The 17,024-nt window shown below is 73.7% G+C and carries 13 protein-coding genes; 9 read left to right on the forward strand and 4 right to left on the reverse strand.

Features of this window, described 5'->3' with window-relative positions:
- The first annotated feature begins 28 nt into the window (after positions 1–28).
- Both BLW85_RS30175 and BLW85_RS30180 read left to right on the forward strand, forming a co-directional pair.
- Positions 29–1,771, forward strand: a complete 1,743-nt coding sequence (locus BLW85_RS30175; RefSeq protein ID WP_074994016.1) for a pyruvate dehydrogenase — start codon at positions 29–31, stop codon at positions 1,769–1,771.
- Between the two features lie 1,313 nt (positions 1,772–3,084).
- Positions 3,085–3,459 (forward strand): ATP-binding protein, encoded by a 375-nt coding sequence (locus BLW85_RS30180; protein WP_074996257.1) that lies wholly within the window; start codon positions 3,085–3,087, stop codon positions 3,457–3,459.
- Between the two features lie 77 nt (positions 3,460–3,536).
- On the opposite strand, the gene BLW85_RS30185 is transcribed toward BLW85_RS30180, so the two are convergent.
- Positions 3,537–4,580 carry a DUF2637 domain-containing protein gene (locus tag BLW85_RS30185; RefSeq protein ID WP_070025587.1) on the reverse strand — a complete coding sequence of 348 codons (1,044 nt, stop codon included), beginning with the start codon at positions 4,578–4,580 and terminating at the stop codon, positions 3,537–3,539.
- Between the two features lie 545 nt (positions 4,581–5,125).
- Between BLW85_RS30185 and BLW85_RS30190 the strand changes: the two genes are divergently transcribed.
- Positions 5,126–5,935, forward strand: a complete 810-nt coding sequence (locus tag BLW85_RS30190; protein ID WP_074994018.1) for a GntR family transcriptional regulator — start codon at positions 5,126–5,128, stop codon at positions 5,933–5,935.
- Positions 5,936–6,030: 95 nt separating this feature from the next.
- Here BLW85_RS30190 and BLW85_RS30195 read toward each other — a convergent pair whose 3' ends face one another.
- From BLW85_RS30195 to BLW85_RS30205, 3 genes are all read right to left on the reverse strand, one after another.
- Entirely contained in the window at positions 6,031–6,540 is a 510-nt protein-coding gene (locus BLW85_RS30195; protein ID WP_074994020.1) for a DUF2231 domain-containing protein, read from the reverse strand.
- Between the two features lie 97 nt (positions 6,541–6,637).
- Positions 6,638–7,405 (reverse strand): hypothetical protein, encoded by a 768-nt coding sequence (locus BLW85_RS30200; protein WP_074994022.1) that lies wholly within the window; start codon positions 7,403–7,405, stop codon positions 6,638–6,640.
- 164 nt (positions 7,406–7,569) lie between these two features.
- Positions 7,570–9,252: a PucR family transcriptional regulator gene (locus tag BLW85_RS30205; RefSeq protein WP_074994025.1), complete on the reverse strand. Its 1,683-nt coding sequence runs from the start codon at positions 9,250–9,252 to the stop codon at positions 7,570–7,572.
- 365 nt (positions 9,253–9,617) lie between these two features.
- On the opposite strand from BLW85_RS30205, the gene BLW85_RS30210 reads away from it, so the two are divergent.
- From BLW85_RS30210 to BLW85_RS30235, 6 genes are all read left to right on the forward strand, one after another.
- The gene (locus tag BLW85_RS30210) at positions 9,618–10,511 is read left to right on the forward strand and encodes an FAD binding domain-containing protein (protein WP_074994028.1); all 894 of its coding nucleotides are present in this window, start codon (positions 9,618–9,620) and stop codon (positions 10,509–10,511) included.
- The gene (locus BLW85_RS30215; protein WP_070025593.1) at positions 10,511–11,083 is read left to right on the forward strand and encodes a (2Fe-2S)-binding protein; all 573 of its coding nucleotides are present in this window, start codon (positions 10,511–10,513) and stop codon (positions 11,081–11,083) included. Before BLW85_RS30210 ends, BLW85_RS30215 begins: the two co-directional genes overlap by 1 nt.
- 2 nt (positions 11,084–11,085) lie before the next feature.
- Positions 11,086–13,470, forward strand: a complete 2,385-nt coding sequence (locus BLW85_RS30220; RefSeq protein WP_070025594.1) for a xanthine dehydrogenase family protein molybdopterin-binding subunit — start codon at positions 11,086–11,088, stop codon at positions 13,468–13,470.
- A gap of 192 nt (positions 13,471–13,662) precedes the next feature.
- Positions 13,663–15,120, forward strand: coding sequence for an NCS2 family permease (locus BLW85_RS30225; protein ID WP_070025595.1), 1,458 nt, complete (start codon positions 13,663–13,665; stop codon positions 15,118–15,120).
- A 40-nt stretch (positions 15,121–15,160) separates the two neighbouring features.
- Complete coding sequence (locus BLW85_RS30230) at positions 15,161–16,303, forward strand: XdhC family protein (protein WP_074994031.1); 1,143 nt, start codon at positions 15,161–15,163, stop codon at positions 16,301–16,303.
- 53 nt (positions 16,304–16,356) lie between these two features.
- A complete protein-coding gene (locus BLW85_RS30235) occupies positions 16,357–17,001 on the forward strand; it encodes a LysE family translocator (RefSeq protein WP_074994034.1) in 645 nt (214 codons plus the stop codon).
- Positions 17,002–17,024 lie beyond the last annotated feature (23 nt).

Here is a 17,024-nt window from a genome sequence, read left to right on the forward strand (position 1 = left end):
GGACCTCGGAAGGGGCAGACGAGAGAACATGGCCAAACAGAACGTAGCCGAGCAGTTCGTCGACATCCTCGTCCGCGCCGGCGTGCGCCGCCTCTACGGCGTCGTCGGCGACAGCCTCAACCCGATCGTGGACGCGGTGCGCCGTCACTCCACCATCGACTGGGTCCACGTCCGCCACGAGGAGACCGCCGCCTTCGCGGCCGGGGCCGAGGCCCAGATCACCGGGAAGCTGGCCGCCTGCGCGGGCTCCTGCGGCCCCGGCAACCTGCACCTCGTCAACGGCCTGTACGACGCCCACCGTTCGATGGCCCCCGTGCTGGCCCTCGCCTCCCACATCCCCTCCAGCGAGATCGGCCTCGGGTACTTCCAGGAGACCCACCCGGACCGGCTCTTCCAGGAGTGCAGCCACTACAGCGAGCTGATCTCCAGCCCCAGGCAGATGCCCCGGCTGCTGCAGACCGCGATCCAGCACGCGGTCGGGCAGAGCGGGGTCAGCGTGGTCGCCCTGCCCGGCGACATCGCCGCCGAGCCCGCGCCGGAGCGGTCCGCGCAGAGCGCCCTGGTCACCTCACGGCCCACCGTCCGCCCCGGCGACGCCGAGATCGACGCCCTGGTGGACATGATCGACAAGGCCGGCAAGGTCACCCTCTTCTGCGGCAGCGGCACGGCGGGGGCGCACGCCGAGGTCATGGAGTTCGCCGGGAAGCTCAAGGCGCCGGTGGGCCACGCCCTGCGCGGCAAGGAGTTCATCCAGTACGACAACCCGTACGACGTCGGCATGAGCGGACTGCTCGGCTACGGCGCCGCCTACGAGGCCACCCACGAGTGCGATCTGCTGATCCTGCTCGGCACCGACTTCCCGTACAACGCCTTCCTCCCCGACGACGTGCAGATCGCCCAGATCGACGTGCGGCCCGAGGTGCTCGGCCGCAGGTCCCGGCTCGACCTCGCCGTGTGGGGCGATGTGCGCGAGACCCTGCGCTGTCTCACCCCCCGGGTCCAGGAGAAGACCAGCCGGCGCTTCCTCGACCGGATGCTGAAGAAGCACGCCGACGCGCTGGAGGGCGTGGTCAAGGCGTACACCAGGAAGGTCGACAAGCACGTCCCGATCCACCCCGAGTACGTGGCCGCGGTGCTCGACGAAGTCGCCGCGGACGACGCGGTGTTCACCGTGGACACCGGGATGTGCAACGTGTGGGCGGCCCGCTACATCTCGCCCAACGGCCGCCGCAGGATCATCGGTTCCTTCTCGCACGGCTCGATGGCGAACGCGCTGCCCATGGCGATCGGCGCGCAGTTCACCGACCGGCGCCGGCAGGTGGTGTCCATGTCCGGGGACGGCGGCTTCGCCATGCTGATGGGCGACTTCCTGACCCTCGTACAGCACGACCTTCCGGTCAAGGTCGTCCTCTTCAACAACTCCTCGCTCGGCATGGTGGAGTTGGAGATGATGGTCTCCGGCCTGCCCTCGTACGGCACGGCCAACGCCAACCCCGACTTCGCCGCGGTGGCCCGGGCGTGCGGGGCGTACGGGGTGCGGGTGGAGAAGCCCAAGCAGCTGGCCGACGCGCTCAAGGACGCGTTCCGGCACAAGGGGCCGGCGCTGGTGGACATCGTCACCGACCCCAACGCGCTGTCCATCCCGCCGAAGATCAGCGCCGAGATGGTCACCGGGTTCGCGCTGTCCGCCTCCAAGATCGTGCTGGACGGCGGCGTCGGCCGCATGGTGCAGATGGCCCGCTCCAACCTCCGCAACGTGCCGCGCCCCTGACACCACCCGGACCGGGGAGCGGATTTCGGCCAGTTTCACGGCCCGTGACGACACGCCGACCGCCCGTGCCGGACGCGGCTGCCCCGCCGTCACGGGGCGTCAGCGGCGCCAGGCGGCCCCCGCGCGGGTGCTCCTCCGGCCACCGCGCGCACCCCGCGCCCGGGCCGCGGCCCCCCGTCGGTGGCCGAACCGCCGGTCATCGCCCCACCCCCAGGACTGCCGGGGTGAGGGCTGGGCAAGCATCCCCCGTGAACGTGTTCGACCAGAAGGGGCAGGGTTCGAGCGGCGTGCGGGCGGGGGCCATGAACAGGCAGGCACGAGGAGGTCCCGCGACCACGGGCACCTCTTCACCGGAGCCGGAGGACGGAACGGGGGAAACCGTGGGGGAAGCGGCGGGACGCCTTGGGGACGCCGTGGGGGAACCGGCCGGGCGGATGCCGGAGGCGGTGGAGGGGACGGCGGGACGAGGGGCCCAGCCGGCGGGGGAGCAGGCGGGGCGGATGCCGGCGGCCGGGGACGGGACGGCGGGACGTCCGGCGCGGTCCTTACGGGAGACGCCGGGACGATCGCCGCGGCAGCCGGTGGGACTGCTGCCGGAGGCCGAGGGCGGGCGCCGGGGGCGTTTCGCGGGAGCCGTGGAGGGCGGCTCGGGGCAGCTCGCGGAGGCATGGGGAGACGGGTCCGTGAGGCCGGCCGACATGGACGGCGCCCGAGACGGTCTCGCCACCGGGACCGGGAGCGCCGTCGGCGGTGCGCGGGCGGAGAGCGGTGGTGGCGCGGATGCCGTGAGGGGACGCCGGGGGAGCCTGCCGGACGACGCGCGTGAGGGGTCCGGCCGGGTCACGGGCGCCCTGGCGGAGGTACCGGGGCCGGGCGGGGGCCCGGTGGCCGAGGGGTACGGCCGGGGCGCGGAACCGCTCGTCGAGGAGGCCGCTCCGGGCGGGGCCGCGGACGCCCCGGGGGGCAGGGCCGGGGTGCCGGCCGCCGCCGTGAGCGACACGGCGGTCCCCGCCACCGGCTCCGCGGGCCACCGCCCCCGTGCCGCGCGGCAGCGGCGGGGCCCCGCCGTGGACACCGCGTGGAAGAACGGCGGTGCGACCGCGGACGCCACGCGGGAGAGGGCCGCCGCGACCGCGGACGCCCGGGACGGCGGGCACGGTACCGGCGCGGGGTCCGGACGGGAGTCCGGCCACAGGGCCGGCGCGGGGGCCGGGCGGGAGGACGGCCGTCGCACCGGTGAGGGCGCCGGGCGGGGGAGGGCGGGCGCCAGGCACGGCCTTCGTGCCGAAGCCGGGCCGCAGTACCCGCAGCGGTTGTGGCGCAGACTCGGGCGGGCCGACCTGCGGGCCGTGCCGGAGGCGCGGCGGGAGCTGCGGGAGCTGCTGCGGGACTGGGGCAAGCCGGGGCAGTCGGAGATCGCCGAGCTGCTCACCAGCGAGCTGGTCACCAACGCGCTCGTCCACACCGACGACGACGCCGTGCTCACCGCCGTCGTGGCGCCCGGCGGACTCCGCGTGGAGGTACGGGACTTCGTGCCCCGAAGACCCCAGGTGCGCACCCCCCAGCCGGACGACGACACCCACGGCCGGGGCATGGTCCTGGTGGAGTCCCTCGCCGACGCCTGGGGCGTCCGGCCGCACGGGGTCGGCAAGTCGGTGTGGTTCGAACTGGGCGCCGAAGCGGCCTGAGGCGCAGCGGACATGGGTCGGGGGCGTGACCGCCGGTCACGCCCCCGACCCATGAGGAGCCGTCGCTCCCGGCCGCACTAGCCGAACTGCTGCTCCAGGTCCTTGAGCTTGCGCTCCAGGGAGTCCAGTCGAGGCAGGGCCATGGTGTCGTCCTCCGCGGTGAGGTCGACGGTCACCGGCTCAGACCCCTTGCGAACCGGCTGAAGAGAGGGACGGGACGGTACCGGAAGCTGGTCCGTACCCGATATGGCAGGCTCCGCGGGAGCGGGCGCGGGCCCGCGCTCCACCGCCTGCACCTCCACCTGCCGGCCGCCGGGACGGCCCACCAGCCGCCCGTGGCCCCGGCTGATCGCCTTGAGCTGGGCGCGCTCCATCCGCTCCTGCTCGCGCCGCCGCTGCCGCGCCTGCTCCTTCTGCCGCTTGTCCTCGCGGACCTCCTCGACGGCCTCGTCGAGGCTGCGCACGCCCTCCAGCAGCATCAGCGACCAGGCGCGGTAGGTCTCGCGGGGCGCCCGCAGCCAGCGCACGATGCGGATCTGCGGCAGCGGACGCGGCACCAGACCCTGCTCACGCAGCGCCGCACGGCGGGTCTGCTTCAGCGCGCGGTCGAACAGGACGGCCGCCGACAGGGACATACCGGAGAAGAACTGCGGGGCGCCCGCGTGCCCGGCGCCGCGCGGCGCGTGCACCCAGTTGAACCAGGCCGCGGCCGCCGCGAACAGCCACACGAGGATGCGCGAGCCGAGCGCCGCGTCACCGTGGCTGGCCTCGCGCACGGCGAGCACGGAGCAGAACATGGCCGCGCCGTCCAGGCCGAACGGCACCAGGTACTGCCAGCCGTCGCTCAGCCCGAGGTTCTGCTCGCCGAAGCCGACCAGGCCGTGGAAGGACAGGGCGGCCGCCACCGCCGCACAGCAGAACAGCAGCACGTAGGAGGCGGTGCCGTAGATGGCCTCCTTGCGCCTGCGGCGCTCCTCGCTGCGCTCCCAGGAGTCGTCCGCGTTCGCGTTCTCCCCGGAGGAGCGCTTGCCGCGCACGAGCACCGCCACCGCCGCCAGCATGCCCAGGAGCAGTACGGCGCCGGGAAGCAGCCAGTTCAGCGATATGTCGGTCAGTCTCATAGGGGTCCCTTGCATTGGGATAGGGCGTAACGCCCGCCATAGTGGCCCACTCCCGGCGGCCCTCAGGGGGTTTCGCGGCAAGAGGCCGCCAAGAAGGTGCGAGGGGATGCCCAGGGACGGCGTTCTGCTCGAACTACCGCGTGAGGGGCGGGAGTTGAGTTCGAATAAGACTACCCGTACGGATGGTTCCTCGGAAAGTTCCTGCGAGAGGTGAGGAAGTTGTGAATCACCTGTCCGGGCGGGGCGGTCCGATTCGCGTCGATCTTAATGGACGGCCGGGGCCCTTCTGTCGTTGAGGGCCCGTCAGGCGGCCTCGCGAGCCCGGTTGTTGGTGATCCCGGTGGTGCGGCGGGCGGGTGGCGGGGAAGATGTGGTGCTTCGGCGCGGCTCCCGCCCCGGCGAGCGGGCAAATTGGTGAGGTGAGCCTTCCCTTATCTTCCTCGATCGAGTTTGACCTGCCGCTCGGTATGTCTAAGGTGCTTGACGAACAACCGACAAGCCGTCGTTAATGACCCCAAGTACCGACAAGCCGCCAGGAGGACCCGGTGAAGCAGGGCGTGCAGGGCTCCGCCGGGGCGCGGAACGGCGCGCGGGTGCCGGCGCAACTGCGCCCGGCGCGCGCCGAGCGCCCCGCACGCGAGCCGGACGCCGGCGCACCGGGGGCCGTACCGGGTGATCTCACGCGCGGTGACCGGCCGGTCGCCGGTCCGTCGGCCGCGGCCGAGCGCCCTTCGGTGCGGCGGTCCTCGGTGCGCGGACAGATCCTGGAGGCGCTGCGCACGGCGCTGGTGACCGGCGAGCTGAGGCCGGGCGAGGTGTACTCGGCGCCGGTGCTCGGGGAACGCTTCGGGGTCTCGGCCACGCCCGTGCGGGAGGCCATGCAGCAGCTCGCCCTGGAGGGCGCCGTCGAGGTGGTGCCCAACCGCGGGTTCCGGGTGGTGGAGCGCGGGGCGCGCGAGCTGGCCGAGCTGGCGGAGGTGCGGGAGCTGATCGAGGTCCCGGTGATGCTGCGGCTGGCCCGGACGGTGCCGGCGGAGCGCTGGGCGGCGCTGCGGCCGCTGGCGGAGGAATCGGTGCGGGCGGCGGCCTCGGGCTGTCCGGCCGCGTACGCGGAGTCCGACCGTGCCTTCCACCGGGCGATGCTGGGGCTGTCCGGCAACGAGGAACTGGTCCGGATCGCGGAGGACCTGCACCGGCGGGCGCAGTGGCCCCTCGTCGGCGGCGCCGTCCGCCACGCCCGCGCGGACCTGGCCGCGGACGCGGCCGAGCACGTGACCCTGCTGGACGCGCTGGTCGCCGGGGACCTCGACGTGGTGCCGGGGCTGGTGACCGAGCACTTCGCGGGCGTGAGCTGATCGGCGCCCCCGGGCCGCACGAAAACACCGGCCGGGCGCCTCGGTGAGGCACCCGGCCGGTGGTACGGCCGCCCGCCGCGACGGCGGCCCGCCGCTCAGGACCCGTCGGCACCGCGCTCCTCGTGCGCCGTCTTCGAGAAGCCGTCGTGCCACGCCGCCTTCGCCCCGGAGTCTCCGATCCGGTACACGTCCACCACCGCGCCCACCGCGACGACCACGGACAGCACGCCCACCACGACCCGCACCGGAAGCGCGGACCAGCGCCCGCCGCGCTCGGCGCCCGCCGTGCGACGCCCCGCCCACCACACGAACGCCGCGAGGACGAAGAGGCCGAGGGCCCACGGCAGCAGCCCGTCGCCCAGTTCGGTGTGCCGGCGCACCAGCGGGTCGGAGTCGACGTGCCGCTCCAGCCACTCGCCCGCGTTGGTGGTCAGCGGCACGCTGACGAGCCCGACGAAGGCCAGCACGGGCAGCAGCACGCCCAGCCGCCGCGCGGCCCGCGGCCACAGCGCCGCGGCCATCAGGGCGAGGGCCGTCAGGGGTATCAGGACCACGACGACGTGCACGAGCAGGACATGGGCCGGCAGGCCGTTGACGAGTGTCATCCGACGTTCTCCTGGAGTGGGGGGTTCGGGGCGCGTCAGACTGGCACAGCCGTCTCTCAGTTCCCTCTGAGCACCCCGTCCCCCCACGCATCTCCGCTCACGCGGTCGCGGTCCCGGCCGCCGGCGGGGCCAGCTGGGCCGCCAGCCAGGTCGGTACGCCGCCCAGCAGGCGGAACAGGCGGCGGGCCTCCTCCCGCAGCCGGGACGCGGCCGGTTCCTCCTCGGTGTCGGCCAGCGACACCAGGGCCGGCGCCGTACCCACCAGGTAGCCCAGCTCCTCCCGGATCCGCAGGGACTCGGCGAAGCCGTGCCGGGCCTCCGCCAACTCCCCGTCGCGCAGGGCGAGTCCGGCGAGATGGCGCCAGGTGAACGACAGCAGCAGCGGGTCCGCGTGCGCGGTGGCGCCCGCGTGGGCCCGGCGGTAGGCGGCCCGCGCCGCCTGCGGCGAACGGGACAGGTTCTCCGCGAGCAGCCCCCGGCGGAAGTCCAGCAGCGCCCGGCCCGCCGCCCCCGGCGGGATCAGCGCCGCCGCCCGCCCCAGCGCCGCCCGCGCCTCGTCCACCCGGTCCCGCACGCCGTGCAGGGTCGCGGCGTAGGCGAGCTGGCCGCGCTCGCAGGCGGCCGCGCCCCGCTCCTCGTCGGTGTGCGCGAGCGCCTCCGCCGTCCGCAGCGCGTCCTCCGCGTCCGCCCAGCCGCGCTCGGTGTACAGGCAGCGTTCGACCAGCAGCATGGCCCGTTGCAGCGCCGCGCCCGGGCTGTCGGGTGGCAGCAGGGCCGCGGCGTCGGCCCAGCAGGCCCGCGAGCGCAGCCTCCATACCGCGGTCTGGAGAGGATCGTCACCGGCGGTCGTTCCGTTCCCAGACATGGCGGTATGCGCCACGTTGACCTCCCCTAGCACGCCATCGAGCCCATGAGTGGTGGCCGCATTCCAGCACCGATCGAGTGGCGGGGCCAAGAGGGTGGGTGAAACTTTTCACAAAGTGGCGGGGAGTCGGCACGCCGTGCTTCGTCCGCTTCGCCCGGTTCGGTTCAGCTCATCCGCAGTGCCAGGAAGAAGTCGAGCTTGTCCTCCAGGCGGGACAGATCGCGTCCCGTCAACTGCTCGATCCGGCCGACCCGGTAGCGCAGCGTGTTGACGTGCAGGTGGAGCCGGGTGGCGCAGCGCGTCCAGGAGCCGTCGCAGTCCAGGAACGCCTCCAGGGTCGGGATCAGCTCCGCCCGGTGCCGGCGGTCGTAGTCCTTCAGCGGGTCCAGCAGCCGGGCCGTGAAGGCGCGGCGCACGTCGTCCGGGACGAAGGGGAGCAGCAGGACGTGGCTGGCCAGTTCCTGGTGGCCGGCCGCGCAGACCCGGCCTGGGCGGGCCGCCGCCACCCGGCGGGCGTGCCGGGCCTCCTCCAGGGCGCCGCGCAGGCCCTCCGCCGAGTGCACGGCCGCGCTGACGCCGAGGGTGAGCCGCCCGTCGTCGTCCAGGCCCGCCGCCAGCGGCTCGCGCACCGCCCGCAGCAGGGCGTCGGCGAGCAGACCGGTCTCCGCGCCCTCGTGGTCGGCCGCGACGGCGGGCACGGCGGGCAGCGGCACCAGGGCGACCGCCTCGTCGCCGGTGTGCGCCACGGCGATCCGGTCGGACGGCTCGGGGCCGGTCGCCAGCGGGTCGACCAGCACCTCCTCCAGCAGGGACTGGGCCACCGGACCGCCCTCGATCTCCTCGCCCTCCCACTCCACCCGGGCCACCACGACCTGCCAGTGCGGGGCCGCCCCGAGTCCGGGCAGCAGCACCGGCGCGGCCACCCGCAGCCTGGCGGCGATCTCGGCAGGCGCGGCGCCCGTCTGCACCAGTTCCAGGACCTCCTGGGCGAGCCGGCGCCGTACCGTGCGGGCCGCCTCCCGGCGGTCGCGCTCGACGGCTATCAGCTGGGTGACGCCCTGGAGCAGGTCCATGCGCTGCTCGGGCCAGTCGCCCGCGTCCGCCTCCACGGCCAGCAGCCAGTCCGAGAGCACCGTCTCGCGCACGTCGCGCGCGGCCTGCGGGGCGCGCCCCGAGGAGCGGACCGGGAAGAGCGAGTACGTCGTGCCGCCCAGCGGCACCCGGTGCGGGCCGCGCCTGCCGCTGCGGGTGGCGGCCAGGTGCTCGGCGGCCAGCCGGGCACAGGTCTCGGCGGGCAGGGCCGGGCCCGCCACCTTGGAACCGGCGATCAGCCGGCCGGTGGGGGAGAGCACCCAGGCGCGCATGTCCAGGTCCGAGCCGAGCAGGTCGAGCACCACGTCCGGGCCGCCGCCCGCGGGGCCCGAGGTCATCATCCGGCGGTGCCGGTCCACGACGGCGGCCAGGTCCCCGGCGCGCTCGCCGGAGACCTGGCGCACGACATGCTCGGTGACCGTGGCGAAGGAGACCGACTCGTCCACCGCGAACAGCGGCAGCCGGTGCTTGGCGCAGGCCGCCACCAGGTCCTCCGGCACCCCGCCCAGCTCGGCGGTGCCGGACGCGAGGGCCGCCACCCCGGCCTGCACCAGGATGCGCACGAAAGGCTCGGAATCCGCCGCGTCCCGGCGCCAGGCCAGCCCGGTCAGCACCAGCTCACCGCCGGAGAGGTAGCGGCTGGGGTCGCGCAGGTCGGTCGTCATCACACCGCGCACCGAGCGGTCCAGCTCGTCCTCGCCGCCGAGCAGCAGCAGGCCCAGCGCGTCGGTGTCCAGCAGTGCGCGCAGCCGCATCTCGTCGCCGCCGTTTCTGTGTCTCGAAATCTACGTTGGATCTTGGGAGGGTGAAGGGGGAGCGACCGGCGCGGCGCTCCGGGGCCCGCTCGGGGTCTCCGCCGCCGCTCCCGCCGCCGGCGGGAAGCCGCTTCCCGTGTGTCCCGGGAGAAACGGAGAGGATTCCGATGTCCTCCGTTCATACGAATCTACAAGATGCTCGGCCTGGCCAGCGAACTCCTTCATGGTTTCGGTGACTGACCCCGCCGGAGTACGCGGCGGTGTACTGACTCCACTCCGCGTCAACAGGACAGGAACGAGCCGCGCCCGCCGCACACGGATTGGCTCACCTCGCACAACCCACGAGACGAAGAAGAGAGCCGGTCATGGACTTCCTTCGCCCCGCCAGCTGGGAGGAGGCGCTCGCCGCGAAGGCCGAGCATCCCACCGCTGTGCCGATTGCGGGTGGCACCGATGTGATGGTCGAGATCAACTTCGACCACCGCAGGCCCGAGTACCTGCTCGACCTCAACCGAGTCGGCGAACTCCAGGAATGGGAGGCCGGCGAGGACACCGTACGGCTGGGCGCCTCCGTGCCGTACACCGCGATCATGGAGCAGCTCCGTGCCGAGCTGCCGGGCCTCGCGCTCGCCGCGCACACGGTCGCCTCCCCGCAGATCCGCAACCGCGGCGGCGTCGGCGGCAACCTCGGCACGGCCTCGCCCGCCGGCGACGCCCACCCCGCGCTCCTCGCGGCCGGCGCCGAGGTCGAGGTGGCGTCGGCCGCGCGCGGCACCCGCATGATCCCGATCGACGCCTTCTACACCGGCGTCAAGCGCAACGCGCTCCAGCCCGACGAGCTGATCCGCGCCGTGCACATCGCGAAGGCCGACGGACCGCAGCAGTACTCCAAGGTCGGCACCCGCAACGCCATGGTCATCGCCGTGTGCGCCTTCGGACTCGCCCTGCACCCGGCCACCCGCACCGTGCGCACCGGCATCGGCTCCGCCGCGCCCACGCCGGTGCGCGCCACGGCCGCGGAGGAGTTCCTCAACGCGGCCCTGGAGGAAGGCGGCTTCTGGGACAACGGGAAGGTCGTCACCCCGTCGGCCGTCAAGCGGTTCGCCGACCTGTGCGCGGCCGCCTGCAACCCGATCGACGACGTCCGCGGCACCGCGAGCTACCGCCGCCACGCGATCGGCGTGCTGGCCCGCCGGACGCTGACCTGGACCTGGGAGTCTTACCGCGGCGCCCGCCGCACCACCGAGGGAGCTGCGTGATGCGCGTCAACTTCACCGTCAACGGACGCCCGCAGCAGGCCGACGACGTCTGGGAGGGCGAGTCCCTGCTCTACGTGCTGCGCGAGCGGCTCGGCCTGCCCGGTTCCAAGAACGCCTGCGAGCAGGGCGAGTGCGGCTCCTGCACGGTCCGGCTCGACGGCGTGCCGGTCTGCTCCTGTCTGGTCGCGGCCGGGCAGGCCGAGGGCCGGGACGTGGTGACCGTCGAGGGGCTGGCCGACTTCGCCAGGCAGCGCGCCCAGGGCGAGGGCGAGGGCACCTCCCTGGACGCGGCCAAGGGCTGGCAGGCCGCGGGCGGCACCGACTCGCAGACCGGCGAGGGCGCCGAACTCGCCCCGATCCAGCAGGCGTTCATCGACGCGGGCGCCGTCCAGTGCGGGTTCTGCACCCCGGGCCTGCTCGTCGCCTCCGACGAACTGCTGGAGCGCAACCCGAACCCGTCCGACGCCGACATCCGCGAGGCGCTGTCGGGCAACCTGTGCCGCTGCACGGGCTACGAGAAGATCATGGACGCGGTCCGCCTCGCGGCCGCCCGCCAGTCCGAGGGGGTCTGACCATGCCCGCCAACGGCGCACCCACGAAGATCACGCAGGGCTCCCGCACCAAGGGCGGCATCGGCGAGTCGACCCTCCGGCCGGACGGCACCCTCAAGGTCACCGGCGAGTTCGCCTACTCGTCCGACATGTGGCACGAGGACATGCTCTGGGGCCAGATCCTGCGCTCCACCGTCGCGCACGCCGAGATCGTCTCCATCGACACCTCCGAGGCCCTGGCCCTGCCCGGCGTGTACGCCGTGATGACGTACGACGACCTGCCCACCGAGGTGAAGCACTACGGCCTGGAGATCCAGGACACCCCGGTGCTCGCCCACGGCAAGGTGCGCCACCACGGCGAGCCGGTCGCCATCGTCGCCGCCGACCACCCGGAGACCGCCCGCCGCGCCGCCGCGAAGATCAAGGTGGAGTACCGCGAACTCCCGGTGATCACCGACGAGAAGACGGCCCTCGCGCCGGACGCGGTGCTCGTCCACGAACACCGCGACGACCACCACATCGGGCACGTCCCGCACCCGAACATCGTGCACCGCCAGCCGATCGTCCGGGGCGACGCGGCCGCGGCCGCCGCCCGCGCCGACGTGATCGTCCGGGGCGAGTACACCTTCGGCATGCAGGACCAGGCCTTCCTCGGCCCCGAGTCCGGCCTCGCCGTCCCCGAGGAGGACGGCGGCGTCCACCTCTACATCGCCACCCAGTGGCTCCACTCCGACCTGCGCCAGATCGCGCCCGTGCTCGGCCTGCCCGAGAAGAAGGTGCGGATGACCCTGGCGGGCGTCGGCGGCGCGTTCGGCGGCCGCGAGGACCTGTCCATGCAGATCCACGCCTGTCTGCTCGCGCTGCGCACCGGCAAGCCCGTGAAGATCGTCTACAACCGGTTCGAGTCCTTCTTCGGGCACGTCCACCGCCACCCGGCCAAGCTGTACTACGAGCACGGGGCCACCCGTGACGGCAAGCTGACCCACGTCAAGTGCCGGATCGTGCTGGACGGCGGCGCCTACGCCTCCGCCTCCCCGGCGGTCGTCGGCAACGCCTCCTCGCTCGGCGTCGGACCGTACGTCGTGGACGACGTCGACATCGAGGCCATCGCCCTCTACACCAACAACCCGCCGTGCGGCGCCATGCGCGGCTTCGGCGCGGTCCAGGCGTGCTTCGCCTACGAGGCGCAGATGGACAAGCTGGCGCACCGACTGGGCCTGGACCCCGTGGAGTTCCGGCAGCGCAACGCCATGGAGCAGGGCACCCTCATGCCCACCGGACAGCCCGTCGACTCCCCGGCCCCGGTCGCCGAACTGCTGCGCCGCGTCAAGGCGATGCCGCTGCCGCCCGAGCGCCAGTGGGAGTCCAGCGAGGGCGCCGACGTACGGCAGCTGCCCGGCGGCCTGTCCAACACCACGCACGGCGAGGGCGTCGTCCGCGGCATCGGCTACGCCGTCGGCATCAAGAACGTCGGTTTCTCCGAGGGGTTCGACGACTACTCCACCGCGAAGGTGCGCATGGAGGTGATCGCGGGCGAGCCGGTGGCCACCGTGCACACCGCGATGGCGGAGGTCGGCCAGGGCGGGGTCACCGTGCACGCCCAGATCGCCCGCAGCGAACTCGGCGTCTCCCGGGTGACCATCCACCCCGCCGACACCCAGGTGGGCTCGGCGGGCTCCACCTCCGCCTCCCGTCAGACGTACGTCACCGGCGGCGCCGTCAAGAACGCCTGCGAACTCGTCCGCGAGCGGGTGCTGGAGATCGGCCGGCGCAAGTTCGGCTCCTACCATCCGGCCTGGGCCACCGCGGAGTTGCTGCTGGAGGGCGGCAAGGTCGTCACCGACGGCGGCGAGGCGCTCGCCGACCTGGTCGACGTCCTGGAGGGCGAGGCCGTGGAGGTCGAGGAGGAGTGGCGGCACCGGCCGACCGAGGCGTTCGACCTGCGCACCGGGCAGGGCAACGGACACGTCCAGTACTCCTTCGCCGCGCACCGCGCCGTGGTCGAGGTGGACACCGAGCTGGGCCTCGTCAAGGTCGTCGAACTGGCCTGCGCCCAGGACGTCGGCAAGGCGCTCAACCCGCTGTCCGTCACCGGCCAGATCCAGGGCGGCACCACGCAGGGCCTGGGCGTCGCGGTGATGGAGGAGATCATCGTGGACCCGAAGACCGCGAAGGTGCGCAACCCCTCCTTCACGGACTATCTGATCCCGACCATCCTCGACACCCCGACCATCCCGGTCGACGTCCTCGAACTCGCCGACGAGCACGCCCCGTACGGCCTGCGCGGCATCGGCGAGGCCCCGACGCTGTCCTCGACCCCGGCCGTGCTGGCGGCGATCCGCGACGCCACGGGCCTGGAACTGAACCGCACGCCGGTGCGCCCGGAACACCTGACGGGCACCGCGTAACCCCACCCACCGCCGCCGCGGGCACCCCCATGCGGGTGCCCGCCGCGGCACCCCGGCGCCGGGCGACCGCTCGTCCCCGGCCCACCCCACACGTGCAGCGCCGGGCCGTCCCCCGGGTTTACGTGCACATCCCAAATCCCGCGCTCCCCAGCGGAGTCGTGGGTGCCCCTGTGAACCTTGGGAGACGGCACCATGACCCACCCATCAGTGGAGCCCAGGACCACCGCCGAGGACGCCGGAGACGGCAGCCGCGTCCCGGCCGGCCGGTCCTGGCTCGACCGGTACTTCCACATATCCCGCAGAGGATCCACGGTCGCGCGCGAGGTGCGCGGCGGCATCACCACCTTCATGGCGATGGCCTACATCCTCCTGCTCAACCCCCTGATCCTGTCCGGCAAGGACGTGCACGGGGACACCCTCGGCCAGAAGGCCCTGATCACCGCGACCGCCTTCGCCGCGGCCCTCACCACCCTGCTGATGGGCTTCGTCGGCAAGGTGCCGCTCGCCCTCGCCGCCGGCCTGTCGGTCTCCGGCGTGCTGTCCGCGCAGGTGGTCCCCCACATGACCTGGCCGCAGGCGATGGGCATGTGCGTGCTGTACGGCGCCGTCATCATGCTGCTGGTCGTCACCGGCCTGCGCGAGATGATCATGAACGCGATCCCGCTCGCGCTCAAGCACGGCATCACCATGGGCATCGGCCTGTTCATCGCCCTGATCGGCTTCTACAAGTCCGGCTTCGTGCACCAGGGCAAGGGCACCCCGCTCGGCCTGGGACCCGCGGGCCAGCTCACCGGCTGGCCGGTGCTGCTCTTCGCCGGCACCCTGCTGCTGATCTTCATGCTCCAGGCCCGGGGCATCCCCGGCGCCATCCTCATCGGCATCGTCGCCGGCACCGTCGTCGCCGCCGTCCTCAACGGCCTCGGCGTCATCGACCCCCGCCAGTGGGCGGGCGGCGCGCCCGAACTGCACGGCGGCGCGGTCTCCATGCCGGACTTCTCGCTCTTCGGCCACGTCGGCTTCGGCGGCTGGGGCCAGGTCGGCGGAATGACCATCGCGGTGATCGTCTTCACCCTGGTCCTGGCCGGCTTCTTCGACGCGATGGCCACCATCATCGGGGTCGGCACCGAGGCCCGGCTCGCCGACGCCCAGGGCCGGATGCCCGGCCTGTCCAAGGCGCTGTTCATCGACGGCGCGGGCGGGGCGATCGGCGGGGTGACCGGCGGCTCCGGGCAGACCGTCTTCATCGAGTCGGCGACCGGCGTCGGCGAGGGCGCGCGCACCGGCCTGGCCTCCGTGGTCACCGGCCTGTTCTTCGCCGCGTGCCTCTTCTTCACCCCGGTCACCGCGATCGTCCCGCAGGAGGTCGCCTCCGCCGCCCTGGTCGTCATCGGCGCGATGATGCTGATGAACGCCCGGCACGTGGACTGGGGCGACCGTGCCACCGCCATCCCGGTCTTCCTGACCGTCGTCCTGATGCCGTTCACGTACACCATCACCACCGGTGTCGCCGCGGGTGTCGTCTCCTGGACGGCCATCAAGGCGGCCCAGGGCCGCTTCCGCGAGGTCGGCGCCTTCATGTGGGGCCTGACGGCCGTCTTCCTGGTCTACTTCGCGCTCCATCCCGTCGAGGGCTGGCTCGGAGTCCACTAGCAACCCCCCTTTTCCGCAAGCTCGTTGAGGAGAACGACAGATGCTGGACATCGCCGAGGAGCTGAACCGGTGGACCGCGCAGGGCCGTGACTTCGCCGTCGCCACCGTGGTGGCCGTCGGCGGCAGCGCGCCCCGGCAGCCCGGCGCCGCCCTCGCGGTGGACGCCGACGGCACGGCCATCGGCTCGGTCTCCGGCGGTTGTGTGGAGGGCGCGGTCTACGAGCTGTGCCGGCAGGCCCTCCTGGACGGCGAGACCGTCCTCGAACGCTTCGGCTACAGCGACGAGGACGCCTTCGCGGTCGGCCTGACCTGCGGCGGCGTCCTCGACATCCTGGTCACCCCGGTCCGGGCGGACGACCCCGCCCGGCCGGTGGCCGCGGCCGCGCTGGCCGCCGCCGCACGCGGCGAGGCGGCGGCGCTCGCCCGGATCACCCGGGGGCCGGCCGGGCTTTCGGGCCGGGCCCTGCTGGTGCGCCCCGACGGCTCCTCGTACGGCGGCTTCGGCGCCCACCCCGAACTGGACCGCACCGTCGCCGCCGAGGCCCGCGCCCTCCTGGACGCCGGGCGCACCGGCGCCCTGGAGATCGGTGCCCGCGGCTCGCGCTGCGGCGCGCCGGTCACCGTGCTGGTCGAGTCCTCCGTGCCCCCGCCCCGGATGATCGTCTTCGGCGCGATCGACTTCGCCGCCGCCCTCGTGCGCGCCGGGAAGTTCCTCGGCTACCACGTCACGGTGTGCGACGCCCGACCGGTCTTCGCCACCCGCGCCCGCTTCCCGGAGGCCGACGAGATCGTGGTCGAGTGGCCCCACACGTATCTGGAGCGCACCGGGACCGACGGCCGTACCGTGCTGTGCGTCCTCACCCACGACGCCAAGTTCGACATCCCGCTGCTGCGGGTGGCGCTGCGGCTGCCGGTCGCCTACGTCGGCGCGATGGGCTCCCGGCGCACCCATCTCGACCGCGCCCGGCGGCTGCGCGAGGCGGGCGTCACCGAGCCGGAACTGGCCCGGCTGCGCTCCCCGATCGGCCTCGACCTCGGTGCCCGCACGCCGGAGGAGACGGCCCTGTCGATCGCCGCGCAGATCGTCGCCGAACGGCGCGGCGGCAGCGGCCGCGCGCTGACCGGCGGGCACACCCCGATCCACCACGACGCGGGGGAGGCGCGGATCGGCTCGGTGGCGTGAGGGGCGCGGAAAACCGATTGCCGCGCGCCCCGGCCCCTGGGTTGCATGGGGACATGGTCTCCACCGACCGGCTGTCCGCCTTCGCGGCGCTGTCCCTCCTGCTGATCGTGATACCCGGCCCGAGCGTGCTCTTCGTCATCGGGCGGGCGCTGGCGCACGGCCGCCGCACCGCGCTGACCTCCGTGGCCGGCAACACCCTCGGGGCCTACGTCCTCGTCGCCGCCGTGGCCCTCGGCATCGGTCCGGTGGTGGAGCGCTCCGTGCCGCTCTTCACCGCGCTCAAGCTCGCGGGCGCCGCCTACCTCGTCCACCTCGGGGTGCGGACGTGGCGCCGGCGCGGCTCGCTGCGAGCCGCGTTCGAGTGCACGGAGCGCCCCGGGCGGGGCGGGGGCCTGCGCACCCTCGGGGAGGGATTCGCGGTCGGCGTGGCCAACCCCAAGACCATGGTGTTCTTCGCCGCCGTACTGCCCCAGTTCGTGGATCGCGCCCAGGGGCGGGTGCCGCTCCAGATGCTGCTGCTCGGCCTGGTCTTCAACGTCATCGCGCTGGTCTCGGACAGCGCCTGGGGGCTGCTCGCCTCGGCCGCCCGCGGCTGGTTCGCCCGCTCGCCCCGGCGGCTGTCCGCGGTCGGCGGCATCGGCGGCCTGACCTTGATCGGGCTGGGCGTGACGGTGGCGGCGACGGGCCGCGACAGTTGAAGTGCCGTCGCCTGTACGGCCGT

This window comes from Streptomyces misionensis (assembly GCF_900104815.1).
In the GTDB taxonomy this organism is placed as follows: domain Bacteria; phylum Actinomycetota; class Actinomycetes; order Streptomycetales; family Streptomycetaceae; genus Streptomyces; species Streptomyces misionensis.

Bases quoted from the DNA above. Each gene is read 5' to 3' on its own strand.
- BLW85_RS30210 (WP_074994028.1), top strand. From the start codon at position 9,618: ATGGACTTCCTTCGCCCCGCCAGCTGGGAGGAGGCGCTCGCCGCGAAG.
- BLW85_RS30195 (WP_074994020.1), bottom strand. From the start codon at position 6,540: ATGACACTCGTCAACGGCCTGCCGGCCCATGTCCTGCTCGTGCACGTC.
- BLW85_RS30235 (WP_074994034.1), top strand. From the start codon at position 16,357: ATGGTCTCCACCGACCGGCTGTCCGCCTTCGCGGCGCTGTCCCTCCTG.
- BLW85_RS30175 (WP_074994016.1), top strand. From the start codon at position 29: ATGGCCAAACAGAACGTAGCCGAGCAGTTCGTCGACATCCTCGTCCGC.
- BLW85_RS30230 (WP_074994031.1), top strand. From the start codon at position 15,161: ATGCTGGACATCGCCGAGGAGCTGAACCGGTGGACCGCGCAGGGCCGT.
- BLW85_RS30200 (WP_074994022.1), bottom strand. From the start codon at position 7,405: ATGTCTGGGAACGGAACGACCGCCGGTGACGATCCTCTCCAGACCGCG.
- BLW85_RS30220 (WP_070025594.1), top strand. From the start codon at position 11,086: ATGCCCGCCAACGGCGCACCCACGAAGATCACGCAGGGCTCCCGCACC.
- BLW85_RS30225 (WP_070025595.1), top strand. From the start codon at position 13,663: ATGACCCACCCATCAGTGGAGCCCAGGACCACCGCCGAGGACGCCGGA.
- BLW85_RS30205 (WP_074994025.1), bottom strand. From the start codon at position 9,252: ATGCGGCTGCGCGCACTGCTGGACACCGACGCGCTGGGCCTGCTGCTG.
- BLW85_RS30185 (WP_070025587.1), bottom strand. From the start codon at position 4,580: ATGAGACTGACCGACATATCGCTGAACTGGCTGCTTCCCGGCGCCGTA.
- BLW85_RS30215 (WP_070025593.1), top strand. From the start codon at position 10,511: ATGCGCGTCAACTTCACCGTCAACGGACGCCCGCAGCAGGCCGACGAC.